At 53.8% G+C, this 15,265-nt stretch carries 13 protein-coding genes; all 13 read left to right on the forward strand.

Annotated elements, in window-relative coordinates; translation table 11 throughout:
- Positions 1-161: 161 nt before the first annotated feature.
- Positions 162-1,493: a guanine deaminase gene (gene guaD, locus MPHASIOC01_RS05785; protein WP_353614155.1), complete on the forward strand. Its 1,332-nt coding sequence runs from the start codon at positions 162-164 to the stop codon at positions 1,491-1,493.
- The gene (gene xdhA / locus MPHASIOC01_RS05790) at positions 1,490-2,941 is read left to right on the forward strand and encodes a xanthine dehydrogenase small subunit (RefSeq protein WP_353614156.1); all 1,452 of its coding nucleotides are present in this window, start codon (positions 1,490-1,492) and stop codon (positions 2,939-2,941) included. Before guaD ends, xdhA begins: the two co-directional genes overlap by 4 nt.
- Positions 2,931-5,300 (forward strand): xanthine dehydrogenase molybdopterin binding subunit, encoded by a 2,370-nt coding sequence (gene xdhB, locus MPHASIOC01_RS05795; protein WP_064593460.1) that lies wholly within the window; start codon positions 2,931-2,933, stop codon positions 5,298-5,300. The genes xdhA and xdhB overlap by 11 nt, the downstream gene beginning before the upstream one ends.
- Complete coding sequence (xdhC, locus tag MPHASIOC01_RS05800) at positions 5,284-6,060, forward strand: xanthine dehydrogenase accessory protein XdhC (protein ID WP_064593462.1); 777 nt, start codon at positions 5,284-5,286, stop codon at positions 6,058-6,060. Before xdhB ends, xdhC begins: the two co-directional genes overlap by 17 nt.
- Before the next feature lie 37 nt (positions 6,061-6,097).
- Positions 6,098-8,134, forward strand: coding sequence for a peptidyl-dipeptidase Dcp (gene dcp, locus MPHASIOC01_RS05805; protein ID WP_353614157.1), 2,037 nt, complete (start codon positions 6,098-6,100; stop codon positions 8,132-8,134).
- A gap of 337 nt (positions 8,135-8,471) precedes the next feature.
- Positions 8,472-10,871: a type VI secretion system tip protein VgrG gene (locus MPHASIOC01_RS05810; protein WP_353614158.1), complete on the forward strand. Its 2,400-nt coding sequence runs from the start codon at positions 8,472-8,474 to the stop codon at positions 10,869-10,871.
- Positions 10,864-11,655, forward strand: coding sequence for a DUF4123 domain-containing protein (locus tag MPHASIOC01_RS05815; protein WP_353614159.1), 792 nt, complete (start codon positions 10,864-10,866; stop codon positions 11,653-11,655). The genes MPHASIOC01_RS05810 and MPHASIOC01_RS05815 overlap by 8 nt, the downstream gene beginning before the upstream one ends.
- 44 nt (positions 11,656-11,699) lie before the next feature.
- Positions 11,700-12,236 carry a DUF3304 domain-containing protein gene (locus tag MPHASIOC01_RS05820; RefSeq protein ID WP_353614160.1) on the forward strand — a complete coding sequence of 179 codons (537 nt, stop codon included), beginning with the start codon at positions 11,700-11,702 and terminating at the stop codon, positions 12,234-12,236.
- A gap of 69 nt (positions 12,237-12,305) precedes the next feature.
- The gene (locus MPHASIOC01_RS05825; protein ID WP_353614161.1) at positions 12,306-12,824 is read left to right on the forward strand and encodes a DUF3304 domain-containing protein; all 519 of its coding nucleotides are present in this window, start codon (positions 12,306-12,308) and stop codon (positions 12,822-12,824) included.
- 92 nt (positions 12,825-12,916) lie between these two features.
- A complete protein-coding gene (locus MPHASIOC01_RS05830) occupies positions 12,917-13,450 on the forward strand; it encodes a DUF3304 domain-containing protein (protein ID WP_353614162.1) in 534 nt (177 codons plus the stop codon).
- Positions 13,451-13,519: 69 nt separating this feature from the next.
- On the forward strand, positions 13,520-14,047 hold the full coding sequence (locus MPHASIOC01_RS05835) for a DUF3304 domain-containing protein (RefSeq protein WP_353614163.1): 528 nt from the start codon (positions 13,520-13,522) through the stop codon (positions 14,045-14,047).
- A gap of 69 nt (positions 14,048-14,116) precedes the next feature.
- Positions 14,117-14,623 carry a DUF3304 domain-containing protein gene (locus MPHASIOC01_RS05840; protein ID WP_353614164.1) on the forward strand — a complete coding sequence of 169 codons (507 nt, stop codon included), beginning with the start codon at positions 14,117-14,119 and terminating at the stop codon, positions 14,621-14,623.
- 92 nt (positions 14,624-14,715) lie between these two features.
- Positions 14,716-15,249, forward strand: a complete 534-nt coding sequence (locus tag MPHASIOC01_RS05845) for a DUF3304 domain-containing protein (RefSeq protein ID WP_353614165.1) — start codon at positions 14,716-14,718, stop codon at positions 15,247-15,249.
- Positions 15,250-15,265 lie beyond the last annotated feature (16 nt).

Consider the following 15,265-nt stretch of genomic DNA (forward strand, 5'->3'; position numbering starts at 1 on the left):
GCTGTTGCGCAAATGAAATGAAAATATATAACTTCATGAATAATAAATAAAAAATATAAAAATAAAATTGGCACTCTGATTGCAAGTTACCTGTGACAATATGGTTATTTTATTCATCTGCATAATATAAAGAGGGGTAACCCTCATTAAAGAGGCTGATTATGGCTGTTAACTATACTCAGGCTATCCGGGGGCAATTTTTCGATATTACCCAGCCCTCAGACGATCCTGCCGCCATCGCTGAGCATGCCCGTTACCTGGAAGACGGCCTGTTATTAACAGAAGGCGGGCATATTGTGGGACTGTATAACTGGTCTGAAGGCAGCCTATTGCTGCGCAGCACCGATGATGTGGCTGATTACCGCGGAAAACTGATTGTGCCCGGGTTTGTCGATACCCACCTGCATTATCCGCAAACCGAAATGATAGGTGCCTGGGGAGAGCAACTGCTGAGTTGGCTGGAAACCTATACCTTTCCCGTTGAACGCCAGTTTGAAAGTGAAGCCCATGCTATTCAAATGTCGGCTTTTTTCCTGAATCAATTACTCAGTAATGGCACCACAACCGCACTGGTGTTTGGCACGGTCCACCCACAATCAGTGGATGCGTTATTTCGTGTCGCCTGGCAACTGGGCATGCGCCTGATAGCGGGCAAAGTGATGATGGACCGCAATGCGCCAGACTACCTGACAGAAACACCTGAACAGAGCGAACAACAAAGCCGCGAACTGATAACGCGCTGGCACAACAAAGGGCGACTTAACTATGCGCTCACTCCGCGTTTCGCCCCCACGTCGTCACCTGAACTGCTGGCAGCGGTTGAGCGCCTGCGCACAGAGTTTCCGGATACCTGGCTACAGACACATTTAAGTGAAAACCCCCAGGAAGTTGCCTGGGTGAAAAGCCTGTGGCCCGAACAGAAAAATTACCTTGGCGTTTATGACAGTTACCGACTGACCGGGCGTCGCAGCGTATTTGCTCACGCCATTCACTTAGATGACGACGAATGGAACTGCCTGCAACGCACTGAATCTGCCGTGGCTTTTTGCCCTACATCCAATCTGTTTTTAGGCAGTGGCCTGTTTAACTTGCAGCGCTGCCAGCAACAACGAGTGCGTATTGGTATGGGAACAGATGTGGGCGCAGGGACCACATTCAGCATGTTACGTACTCTGGGGGAAGCCTACAAAGTGGCCCAGTTGCAGTCATTTCGCCTCAGTGCGTGTGAAGCATTTTACTACGCCACACTCGGTGGGGCTCACGCACTGGATCTGGACAGCTGTATTGGCAATTTTATGCCGGGCAAAGAAGCTGATTTTGTGGTGCTTGACCCACAAGCCACTCCACTACAGCGCCTGCGCGACAGCCACTGCCGGGATATCTACGAACGGTTATTTGTGCTGATGACTCTGGGGGATGACCGCAATATCTGGCAAACCTGGGTAAACGGCCAGCCTGTATGGTCCAGAGATAAGTGTGAGGTGGCAGCATGATTACTTTTTTACATAACCGGAAACGTACCATTGTGCGAGATATTGACCCTGGCACCACGGTACTGAACTGGCTGCGCGGCCCGGCCGGTTGCCCGGGCACCAAAGAAGGGTGCACATCTGGCGACTGCGGAGCCTGCACGGTAGTGGTTGGCGAAGCGCAACAAGGCAAAATGGTATGGAAAACAGCAAATAGCTGCCTGATGTTGGTGAGCCAGTTACAGGGCAGGCAACTCATAACGGTGGAAGATCTTGCGCAGGGGCGGCAGTTACATCCCGCACAGCAAACTCTTGCTGACCACCATGGCTCCCAGTGCGGTTTTTGCACACCAGGTATTGTGATGTCAATGTTCGCTTTACAGAAAAATGCCCCCAGAGCAGACCGCCACACTATTGATCAACACCTGGGGGGGAATCTGTGCCGCTGCACAGGATACCGGCCAATTATTGAAGCTGCACAGGCTCTGTGTCAGTTACCTGACAATGACCAGTTCCAGGCAGATTCAGCCGCCATCGCGCAACAACTGGCACAAATTACCGGTGAAGAACAGAGCACTACCACCGAATTGGCGGGTGACGGCCACCGTTGTCTGTTACCAAAAGATATCACAAGCCTTGCCCGGCTGTATCAGCAATACCCGCAGGCTCACTTACTGGCAGGCGGAACCGACCTGGCACTGCAAATCACCCAGTTTTACCGCCCGCTGCCCTTGCTGATTAGCCTTAACTATGTGAAAGAACTCAGCACCATCACCGTGACGGATGCCATGATAACCCTGGGGGCGACAGCCCGCCTGGCAGACATTGGCCGTGAACTACAGGGTCATATTCCGGCATTCAGTGAGATGCTCACTCGCTTTGCTTCCTGCCAGGTTCGTAACCAGGCAACCCTTGCCGGTAACCTGGCAAACGCTTCGCCAATTGGCGATGGTGCCCCGATGTTGCTGGCTCTGGGGGCCAGCCTGACGTTGCAGTGCGGTGAACAACAACGTGAACTGTCACTGGATGATTTTTTCCTCGATTACCGCAAAACCGCGCTGGCACCCGGAGAGTTTATTCGTGCCATCCACATCCCAAGAGTGACAGTGTCACCTTCATTTCAGGCATGGAAAGTGTCGAAACGGCGTGAAGACGATATCTCGACAGTATTTGGCGCCTTTAACCTGCACCATAAACAGGGGGTGATCACCACCGCCAGGGTAGCCTTTGGCGGTATGGCGGCGGTGCCCGCCAGAGCACTGGCCTGTGAAGCGGCACTGTGTGGCAAGCCATTATCTGAAGCCACATTAACCGTAGCCTGCAAGGCGCTGGATGCGGATTTTTCGCCATTGTCAGATTTTCGCGGCACAAGCGGCTACCGTTTGCAGGTGGCGAAAAATTTATTGCGCCGTTATTTCATGAGCCAGCTACAAGGTTCAGACCTGGTGGAGGTGAGTCAGTATGTCGGGTAACCCAGTCAGCCTGGATGAACAGGCACTTAAAACACAATTTCTCAACACATTCGATCAGGGTGTCGGTCGCCGTCAAAAACATGAAAGTGCGGATAATCAGGTAAGTGGTAAAGCCACTTATGTGGATGACCGCCTGATCTTGCCGGGTATGCTCTATTTATGCCCGGTACTCAGTGAACACGCTCATGCCCGTATTCTTTCCGTTGATACTGACGCCTGTTACCAGGTGCCTGGTGTGGTCAGAGTGTTCAGCTGGCAGGATGTACCTGGTGAGCTGGATATCGGCCCGCTGGCTCCCGGCGACCCGCTGTTTGCAAAAGATACCGTGGAATATCATGGACAGGTGGTACTGACGGTTGCCGCTGAAACTCAGGAAGCCGCCAGAGCGGGCGCACTTGCGGCTGTGATTCGCTACCAGCCACTTGATGCCGTGCTGGATGTAGAAGAAGCACTGGCCCGTGAACTGTATGTTGAAGCACCCCATGTCCAGCAGCGAGGCGATATAGCAAAAGCGCTTGATACTGCACCCCGGCGTATTTCAGGGCAGTTCCATATTGGCGGCCAGGAACATTTTTACCTGGAAGGGCAGATTGCGGTGGTACAGCCTGGCGAAGATAACCAGGTACAGGTGTGGTCTTCCACCCAGCATCCTACCGAAGTGCAGAAACTGGTGGCATCGGTATTGGGTGTCAGCATGAATAAAGTGACTGTGGATATGCGCCGCATGGGCGGAGGGTTTGGTGGCAAAGAAACCCAGGCGGCAGGTATTGCCTGCCATGCAGCTCTGGCCGCCAGCCTGACAGGGAAGCCGGTAAAAATGCGCCTCTCACGGCGTGACGATATGCGTATAACGGGCAAGCGCCACCCGTTTTTTGTCCGGTATGATGTAGGATTCACTACAGAGGGTATCCTGCATGGCGTGCATATCGATCTTGCCGCCAACTGTGGTTATTCCCTTGATCTGTCCGGATCAATTTGCGACAGAGCGATGTTCCACGCCGACAATGCCTACTACCTGGGCGATGCCCGCATAACCGGTTACCGTTGCCGGACCAATCTGGCTTCCAACACGGCCTATCGTGGTTTCGGCGGGCCTCAGGGCATGGTGGCAATTGAACAAATCATGGACAGAATTGCCCGCGAATGCGGTCTGGATCCACTTGTCGTGCGCCAGCGTAATTTCTACGGAGCGCCAGGGCGTGATATGACCCATTACGGGCAGCAGGTCACCCATAACCTGGCTGAAGTGCTGGCAAGCCAACTGGTTGACAGTGCCCGGTATGCAGAGCGCCGGGCAGACATCGCCACCTTTAACCGCAATAATCCGGTACTGAAGCGAGGGCTGGCGATGACGCCGGTGAAGTTTGGTATCTCTTTTACCTCAAGTTTTCTTAACCAGGCTGGCGCACTTATCCTGATTTATACCGATGGCACGGTACAGCTTAACCATGGTGGTACCGAAATGGGCCAGGGGCTGAATACCAAAGTGGCGCAGGTGGTGGCGCAGGTGCTGCAAATCCCGCTAAGTGCCATTCAGGTAACACCCGCCAGCACCGGGAAAGTCCCCAATACATCGCCTACCGCCGCTTCATCCGGAGCTGATCTGAACGGTAAAGCAGCAGAAATTGCAGCCCAAACCCTGAAACAACGCCTGACCGACATGTTGTGCGGTCTGCATCAGTGCACAGCAGGCGAAGTGGTATTTCATAATGGTGTGGTGCAGGTTCCGGGCAAACATTATGCGTTTGCCGAAGTGGCAGCTTTGGGCTGGCTAAACCAGGTGCCACTCTCCGCAACCGGCTTCTATAAAGTACCGGGCATTCATTACGACCGGGCAGCAGGCAAAGGTTCGCCGTTTTATTACTTCTCCTGGGGTATGGCCTGCGCCGAGGTGCTGGTGGATACCCTCACCGGGGAATACCGCTTGCTACGCGCAGACATTCTGCATGATGTGGGGGATTCTCTGAACCCGGCGCTGGATATCGGCCAAATTGAAGGTGGGTTTATTCAGGGCGCAGGATGGTTAACCACCGAAGAGCTGTGTTGGGATAAAAACGGGCGCTTGCTGACAGATGGCCCCATGAGTTACAAAATTCCGGCAATCAGCGATATTCCGCCTGATTTAAGCGTCAACCTGCTGGAAAACCACCCGAATCCGCAGCAAACGGTATTTCGCTCCAAAGCCGTGGGCGAACCCCCATTTATGCTGGGGATCGCGGTATGGTGTGCTCTGCAGGATGCCATAGCCAGTGTGGCTGAGTACCGGCTTCATCCTTCTCTGGATGCACCCGCCACCCCGGAGCGAGTGTTGTGGGGCGTAATGGCCATGCAGGAGGCCTGCAATGAACCAACCCGATGACTGGATTGATATTTTGCAACAACTGCGCGCAGCCGGTAAACCTTGTGTATTGCTGACTGTTCTGAATGAAAAAGGCTCCGTTCCCCGGGGCGATGGCACCAAAATGGTGGTTACTGCCGGGGAAACCTGGCTGACAATTGGTGGCGGTAACCTGGAGTTCCAGTGTATCGCCCAGGCCCGCACGATGCTCCAGGCACAACAAACCATGCCTCACCTGGAACATATCGCGCTGGGCGCCCGCACAGGCCAGTGTTGCGGTGGCATGGCAAGCGTGTTATTCGAACCATTATTGGCCCCGTCCCCGTCGGTAGTTGTCTTCGGCGCAGGGCATGTCGGGCAGGCGCTGGTGAACCTGCTCGGCACATTGCCCTGCCAGGTCACCTGGGTGGATGAGCGCCCGGGGATGTTTGCAACCGCTCCCTCTGGAGTTATCTGCCGCCAGGTGGATGACCCGAATGACGAAGCCCGGAGTGCAGCACCGGGCAGTTATTTCGTGGTTATGACCCACCATCACCCGCGCGATTTAGAGCTGGCAGAAACCATTTTGCGCCGCGATGATTACCGCTACTTTGGGTTGATTGGGTCGCGCACTAAACGCCAGCGCTTTGATTACCGGCTGGAAGGTAAGGGGATTACCTCTCATCAACTGGCGAAAATGCGCTGTCCGGTTGGGTTACCAGATGTCAAAGGGAAACTGCCTGCCGAAATAGCCGTTTCCATTGCCGGAGAATTGATTGCTGTCTGGCAGCAAGATGCCTAAGCTTGGGGAAGAACATCACTGATAACAAGGAGAACCAGTGGACAATCCTTTTTTCACGCCATCATCGCTCCCTTATGGCGCTCCGAACTTCGCCGAAATTCGTGTTGAGCATTACCGGGCAGCTTTTGATGAAGCGGTGAAACGTAAACGTGCTGAACTGGCCGCTATTCTTGAGTGCACAGAGGCGGCAACATTCGAAAATACCTGCCTGGCGCTGGAAAAAAGTGGGCAGATGCTTGACCAGGTCACCGCCGTCTTTTTTGCCATGGCGAGTGCAGATACCAACCCGGTTATTCAGCAACTGGAAGAGGCATTTGCGGGTGAACTGGCTGTACTGGCAGATGAAATCTGGCTCAATGGGCAACTCTTTGCGCGCGTCGATTCCCTGTATCAGCGCCGTGAGACGCTGGAGCTTGACCCGGAATCAGCCCGCCTGCTGGAGATAACCTGGCAACGTTTTACGCTGTCTGGCGCAACCTTACCGCCAGGCAAACAGGCACGCCTGAGCGCGCTGAACTTACAGGCGGCGCAGCTTTCCAGCCAGTTTAACCGCCGCCTGCTGGCAGCGGACAAAGCTGGCGGGCTGGTGGTGGATAACCCGGAGGCACTGGCCGGGTTATCACCCGCTGAACAGGAAAATGCCCGGCAGGCGGCGGCAGAGAAGGGCCTGGGTAACCAGTGGCTGATTCCGTTACTGAATACCACACAGCAACCTGCACTGGCCGAACTGCACAACCGGGCCACCCGTGAAGCGTTATTCCACAAAGCCTGGTCGCGTGCTGAACAGAATGATGAAAATGATACCCGGGAAATTATTTTGCAACTGGCAGCAATACGCCAGGAGCAGGCCGCATTACTGGGGTTTGCCGATTACGCCAGCTGGAAAATGGCCGACCAGATGGCACAGCGCCCGGCAGCCGCATTGCAGTTTATGAATAACCTGGTACCGGCGGCAAAGCAGCGGGCACAGGCGGAACTTGCTGCTATCCAGAAAAAAGTGGATGACGAAAACGGTGATTTCGCAGTGAAACCCTGGGACTGGGCCTTCTATGCAGAACAGGTTCGTCAGGATACATGGCAACTGGATGAAGCCGCGATTCGGCCCTATTTCCTGTTAGACCGCGTGCTGCAGGATGGCGTGTTCTGGGCAGCCAGCCGCCTGTTTTGCATTACCTTCACTCCTCGCCCGGATATCCCGGTTTACCACCCGGATGTGCGGGTATGGGAAATCCACGACAAAGACGGCTCCGGGCTGGCACTGTTCTACGGAGATTTTTTCGCCCGCGACAGCAAAGCAGGTGGTGCGTGGATGGGTAACTTCACCGGGCAGTCCACATTGTTGGGCACAAAACCGGTGATTTATAACGTGTGTAATTACGCCAAACCCGCAGCAGGGCAACCGGCGCTTATTGGCTGGGATGATGTCATCACTCTGTTCCATGAATTTGGCCACACGCTGCATGGGTTGTTTGCCAGCCAGCGCTATGCAAGCCTGTCTGGCACAAATACCCCGCGGGATTTTGTTGAATTCCCTTCGCAAATCAACGAACACTGGGCCAGCTACCCGGAAGTGTTCAGCCATTATGCCCGCCACTGGGAAACCGGTGAACCTATGCCTGAAGCCTTGCGCCAGCGCATGCTGAATGCCGCGTTGTTTAATAAAGGCTACGATATGACTGAGTTGCTGGCTGCCGCACTGCTGGATATGCACTGGCATAGCCTGGCAGAAGGTGAGCAGGTGGCTGATGTCGCGGCATTTGAAGCGGCGGCTCTGGCGAAGTCACATATTCATCTGCAGGCGGTTCCGCCCCGTTACCGCTCAAGCTACTTCGCCCATATCTGGGGAGGTGGCTATGCCGCCGGGTACTACGCCTACTTATGGACACAAATGCTGGCTGATGACGGCTTCTGCTGGTTTGAAGAGCAGGGTGGGTTAACCCCGGAAAACGGGCAACGTTTCCGCGATGCCATTCTTTCTCGGGGTAACAGTAGTGACCTTGCTGAACTGTACCGCCAGTGGCGCGGCCACGCCCCACAGAGTGAACCGATGCTGAAACATCGCGGCCTTGCGTAATAATCAACAGGCCCTTGTTGTCAGGGCCTGAATAATCCCATATAGCAGCTTTAACATTATTTATATAATGCCTGCATTAAGTATCCGCTGTTAGTCATCCCGTTAATGTTTAATAAAATTTAATATATTAGTTAATTCAATAGATCTGCTCTGAATGGTATTCAGCTCATGAATAACCAGGTAACGGCGGAAAAAATTCACTGTTTCTATCACATAAAATTAATTCTGGTTATGAAATTTTGTGACAGCAGTGAATACTGTTGCGGTATTTTAGCGATGCCCGTTTTTTAATGGCAAGAAAATGGGTAAAGGATGCGTATAACTGAAGGGAAGACAGATGGTCACGCAAAAAAATACCGTTTTTTTTAACCACAATCACCATGTTATTTATGTCCGCGGGTGCACATCATTACTGGACGTTCTGGCCTTTGAAGGCAAGGAAACGCTCAGCCAGCCGTTCCATTACCGCATTGAGTTTACTTGTGCCAATAAGGCATTAGACCAGGCGGATTTTCTGCTGAAACCCGCCGGGCTGACCCTGCACGCCCCGGTAGCACAGCCCTGGGGGAGATGTAAACTCGAACCTGTCAGGGCTATTCATGGTGTGGTCACAGGTTTTGAGTACCTGGGGTCATCAAGAGATGAAGCGCACTACGCGCTGGTGCTGCAACCAAGAATGGCTTTACTGAGCAACGCAAACAATAATGCTATTTTTCAGGATATGTCTGTACCACAGATTGTCGAAAGCATTCTGCGTGAGCGCCATAATATGCGCGGCCAGGACTTTCTCTTTTCGCTTACTCATAAATACCCGCGCCGTGAACAGGTTATGCAGTATGGTGAAAGTGACCTGCGCTTTATTTCCCGCCTGTTAAGTGAAGTGGGGATTTGGTTTCGCTTCACGCCAGATACTCGCCTGAAAATTGATGTCATTGAATTTTTTGACAGCTCTCATGGCTATGAAAAAGGTCTGGTTTTGCCCGATATTCCACCATCAGGGCATAATGATAATGGCGTTGACGCAGTATGGGGAATAGAGCGCTATTACCAGGTTGTGACACAGAAAGTCAGTGTTCAGGATTATCATTACCTGAATGCCGGGGCCGATATGCATGTTCAGGTGGATATTACCCGTGGCGACAGCACAACCTATGGCGAGGCATATCATTGGGGGAGCCATTACAGCGAACCCGGCGACAGGTTTACCCGCCCGTTGCCAGTTGAAACCGGGGTGTTTTATGCCCGGTTACACCACGAGCGTTACCTTAATGGCAAAGCGGGCATGGCAGGGAACAGTAATTGTGCGGTGCTGGCACCGGGCAAGGTTGTTAACCTGGCTGACCCGGCTCAGGAAGGCGGTAGTTTATCGCCAGGCATGCTGGTTACCAGCATAAGCTGTTCAGCACGCCGGGACAGCTGTTTCACAGCTCATTTCACCGCACTGCCATTTACCCATGACTACTGCTTTCGCCCCCAACTCATTCCTCACCCGCAGATGTCCGGCACCGTGCCAGCCCGTGTCACCAGTACCACAAAAAATGATATCTATGGCCATATAGATAAGCATGGCCGTTACCGGGTCAAACTGCTGTTTGACCGCGCTACCTGGCCCGAGGGGAGCGAAAGCCTGTGGGTTCGCCAGGCCCGGCCCTATGCGGGGGAGACATTTGGTTTCCATTTGCCGTTACTCGCGGGCACCGAAGTTGCCATCGCATTCGAAGACGGCAACCCGGACCGGCCTTATATCGCCGGGGCGTTGCATAACAGCAGCCATCCGGACCTGGTTACCATCCGAAATTACCGGCGCAATGTACTGCGCACACCAGCGAATAACAAAATCCGGCTGGAAGATGCCAGAAACCAGGAACATATCAAAGTCTCCACTGAGTACGGCGGAAAAAGCCAGCTCAATTTAGGGCATTTGGTGAACAGCGAGCGCCAGATAAGGGGAGAAGGGTTTGAACTCCGTACCGATTTGTGGGGCGCCATTCGGGCAAAAAATGGCGTATTGATCAGTGCAGATGCCCAGCCATCTGCACGGGGTGAGCAGCGGGAAATGCAGGCGGCAATCAGCCTGCTTAAAGGCGCGCTGCTTGATTTAACGCGCTGGGGCAGTATTGCGCCGGTTCACCAAAATTTCCCGCCAGATACTGCCGGGCTGGAACACCTGGTTGAAGGTGCGGCAGGTTTAAGTTCGCCAGTTGTTGTGTTGAGTGCTCCACAGGGTATCGCTGCCGTTACTCCGGCCTCTGCTTTATTACACACTGGCAAAAGCCTGCATTTGCAAAGCCAGGGCGAGGTGCAAATAGCCACCTCAGCGCGCCATGCTGTTAACGCTGCTAAGTCAATATCGTTGCTGGCACACCAGGAAGGAATGCGCCTGGTATCGGCAAAGGGCCCTCTTGCGGTGGAATCTCATAATGACACCCTCTCGCTGTCTGCGTTACAGGATATCTCAGTCCGGTCTGTGCAGGGGCAACTTACACTCACTGCCACAAAAGGTATAACCCTGGCCTGTGGCGGGGCCGCCATTCATTTATCGGCTCAGGGCAATATTGAGATTTGCAGCAAAGGGCCACTCATTCTCAAAGGTGCTCATTGCTGGCTTCCGCCAGAGACGTTTTCTTCTTCATCAGCAGGCATGCCAGCCTCTGCGGCAGCTATACCCGCAGCAGTATGTGAAGGTTGCCTTCAACGTGCGCAAGAGCAGGCGACAGGAGTGGTTCTCCGTGGATAACACCGTGTTACCTCAGGCACTGGCAGACCAGTGGCAGGCGCAGGTGCAGTATTTACAAAGCAGTGTTGGCGTGCCGCATATTGATGCCATCATCGATTTATCCGGCGATACGCTACCCTGTTTGGCAACTTTACCTGCATTATCGCCGCAAGCGCAGTGGTCATCTTTATTCGCCGGGTTGCCGGAATCAGCCCTGCAGGATCAGGGCCCGGTGCTGGTGCGCCTGCATAATAATGCGTGGCAACATCAGCAATGGCTCGGTGAACTGATGCGCTATTACGCGGGCAGGCACCGTTTATTATTGCTGGTATCGCCACTCGCTTTCTCGGTTTTGCAACAACAACTGTGCTCACTGACGCAATTTTTCTGGGGCAACCAGAGCGGTATCTTCCGTTTTTACGACCCACGCATATTCCCTGAACTTTTTAATCATGTCCTGACTCCCGGGCAACAAAACGCGTTCAACCAGCTTGGCTATTTTTGGGGCTGGCTGGATCGCGATAACCAGCAAACCTGGCGAGCTGGAAAATTCCGGCCTCATTCAGATGCGGTTTTCCAACCCCATGAATTGCAGTTCACCGATAAGCAAATAGATGCCATTGGCTGCATCAGTGATGCCGATATCGCAGCACGAATGTATACCGGTACCGGGCTTACACCAGAGGTGTTGTTTGGCCGCTGCCTGGAGGCCGCATTTGCCGCAGCCCGTTCAGCCAGCGGCACACTTGAAGACTATCTCGATATCACCGTTCATAACCCCGGTAAGGCGCATGACGCTGAATAAAACCGGGGATAGCGCTGCCAGGGAATAAACAACAGGAGCAGGAGATGAATAAAAAAGCCGTGTGGCTGGTGCCGTTATGGCTACTGGCCGGGTGTGCCGGGGCCGGTTATGGCGATTATACCGCCGGGGATTTGCGGGCAAAAAATCATGTCGCCGGCCAGGTAATTAACAGATTCGGTGTGAATGGTTATTCGGCGCCAGGGCTGGGAGGCGGGTATTGCTGTGTGCTGTTACCCCGCAAATGGATACCGGGAATGGAAGCACTGGTTGAGTGGGAGGTGGATCCCAATCCCCGGGCCATCATTCCTCTTAAAAAGGAAGGGTTCGGATATGAAGAAGAAGCCTATGCCCGGCATGCAGCACAATACCGCCGCCACAGTGCAGTGGTGCCGGTACCGGAATATGGGGAACAGCGTTGTGGTATGACGGTGCATTTTTTGCCCTGTAACCAGGTAAAAGTGACCACGGTGTGTATGGGTTATGGCACACCGGATTACCCGATTAAAGAGCCGTTAAATATGCCGGAGCCGGAAAACTGCCCGGTGGCCGCAGCAGTGAATACCGCGGTGCATAACGGATAAGCCACGGGCAGGAACGGGGGTTACCCCGCAGGGAACAAACAGGGCAGTGAACAACAACAGGAGCAGGAGATGAATAAAAAAGCCGTGTGGCTGGTGCCGTTATGGTTACTGGCCGGGTGTGCCGGGGCCGGTTATGGCGATTATACCGCCGGGGATTTGCGGGGCATAAACCACACACCGAACGTTATCAACTTTGTGAAAATTAACGGTTATGGCGGCCCCAATATTTCAGCTTATGGCGATGGAGGTGGGTATTGCTGTGTGCTGTTGCCCCGCAAATGGATACCGGGAATGGAGGCACTGGTTGAGTGGGAGGTGGATCCGGATCCTTATGCAATATTACCCCCTTTGGGAACAGATCTTTTTCGCGAGGCCTATGCCCGGCATGCAGCACAATACCGCCGCCACAGTGCAGTGGTACCGGTACCGGAATATGGGGAAAAGCGTTGTGGTATGACGGTGCATTTTTTGCCCTGTAACCAGGTAAAAGTGACCACGGTGTGTATGGGTTATGGCACACCGGATTACCCGATTAAAGAACCCCGTAATATGCCGGAGCCGGAAAACTGCCCGGTGGCGCAGCAGTGAATACCGCGGTGCATAACGGATAAGCCACGGGCAGGAACGGGATTTATCCCACAGGGAACAAACAGGGCAGTGAACAACAACAGGAGCAGGAGATGAATAAAAAAGCTGTGTGGCTGGTGCCGTTATGGTTACTGGCCGGGTGTGCCGGGGCCGGTTATGGCGATTATACCGCCGGGGATTTGCGGGCAAAAAATCATGTCGCCGGCCAGGTAATTAACAGATTCGGTGTGAATGGCTATTCGGCGCCAGGGCTGGGAGGCGGGTATTGCTGTGTACTGTTACCCCGCAAATGGATACCGGGAATGGAGGTGCTGGTTGAGTGGGAGGTTACCCCCGTATCTGACACCCCGATTCCGGGTTTCGAGGAATGGGAAAAATATCTTGCATGGGAAAAAGAACTAAAAGCCAGTTTTCGCCGCCACAGTGCAGTGGTGCCGGTACCGGAATATGGGGAAAAGCGTTGTGGTATGACGGTGCATTTTTTGCCCTGTAACCAGGTAAAAGTGACCACGGTGTGTATGGGTTATGGCACACCGGATTACCCGATTAAAGAGCCGTTAAATATGCCGGAGCCTGAAAACTGCCCGGTGGCCACAGCAGTGAATACCGCGGTGCATAACGGATAAACCACGGGCAGGAACGGGGGTTACCCCGCAGGGAACAAACAGGGCAGTGAACAACAACAGGAGCAGCAGATGAATAAAAAAGCCGTGTGGCTGGTGCCGTTATGGTTACTGGCCGGGTGTGCCGGAGCCGGTTATGACGATTATACCGCCGGGAATTTGCGGGGGTTTAACCACCATGCCAGTGAAGGAATTAACTGGTTCACGGTTAACGGCTATGGCGGGCGGACGACAGGAAACAGTTGCTGTGTGCTGTTACCCCGCAAATGGATACCGGGAATGGAGGCACTGGTTGAGTGGGAGGTGGATCCGGATCCTTATGCAATATTACCCCCTTTGGGAACAGATCTTTTTCGCGAGGCCTATGCCCGGCATGCGGCACAATACCGCCGCCACAGTGCAGTGGTACCGGTACCGGAATATGGGGAAAAGCGTTGTGGTATGACGGTGCATTTTTTGCCCTGTAACCAGGTAAAAGTGACCACGGTGTGTATGGGTTATGGCACACCGGATTACCCGATTAAAGAGCCGTTAAATATGCCGGAGCCTGAAAACTGCCCGGTGGCCACAGCAGTGAATACCGCGGTGCATAACGGATAAACCACGGGCAGGAACGGGGGTTACCCCGCAGGGAACAAACAGGGCAGTGAACAACAACAGGAGCAGGAGATGAATAAAAAAGCCGTGTGGCTGGTGCCGTTATGGTTACTGGCCGGGTGTGCCGGAGCCGGTTATGACGATTATACCGCCGGGGATTTGCGGGCAAAAAATCATGTCGCCGGCCAGGGAATTAACAGATTCGGTGTGAATGGCTATTCGGCGCCAGGGCTGGGAGGCGGGTATTGCTGTGTACTGTTACCCCGCAAATGGATACCGGGAATGGAGGTGCTGGTTGAGTGGGAGGTGGATCCGGATCCTTATGCAATATTACCCCCTTTGGGAACAGATCTTTTTCGCGAGGCCTATGCCCGGCATGCGGCACAATACCGGCGCCACAGTGCAGTGGTGCCGGTACCGGAATATGGGGAACAGCGTTGTGGTATGACGGTGCATTTTTTGCCCTGTAACCAGGTAAAAGTGACCACAGTGTGTATGGGTTATGACACACCGGATTACCCGATTAAAGAGCCGTTAAATATGCCGGAGCCGGAAAACTGCCCGGTGGCGCAGCAGTGAATACCGCGGTGCATAACGGATAAGCCACGGGCAGGAACGGGGGTTATCCCACAGGGAACAAACAGGGCAGTGAACAACAACAGGAGCAGGAGATGAATAAAAAAGCCGTGTGGCTGGTGCCGTTATGGTTACTGGCCGGGTGTGCCGGGGCCGGTTATGGCGATTATACCGCCGGGGATTTGCGGGGGTTTAACCACCATGCCAGTGAAGGAATTAACTGGTTCACGGTTAACGGCTATGGCGGGCGGACGACAGGAAACAGTTGCTGCGTGCTGTTGCCCCGCAAATGGATACCGGGAATGGAGGCACTGGTTGAGTGGGAGGTGGATCCGAACCCCCGGGCCATCATTCCTCTTAAAAAGGAGGGGTTCGGATATGAAGAAGAAGCCTATGCCCGGCATGCGGCACAATACCGCCGCCACAGCGCGGTGGTGCCGGTACCGGAATATGGGGAACAGCGTTGTGGTATGACGGTGCATTTTTTGCCCTGTAACCAGGTAAAAGTGACCACGGTGTGTATGGGTTATGGCACACCGGATTACCCGATTAAAGAACCCCGTAATTTGCCGGAGCCGGAAAACTGCCCGGTGGCCGCAGCAGTGAATACCGCGGTGCATAACGGATAAGCCACGGGCAGGAACG

The sequence above is a fragment of the Mangrovibacter phragmitis genome, assembly GCF_040429585.1.
Classification (GTDB): Bacteria; Pseudomonadota; Gammaproteobacteria; order Enterobacterales; family Enterobacteriaceae; genus Mangrovibacter; species Mangrovibacter phragmitis.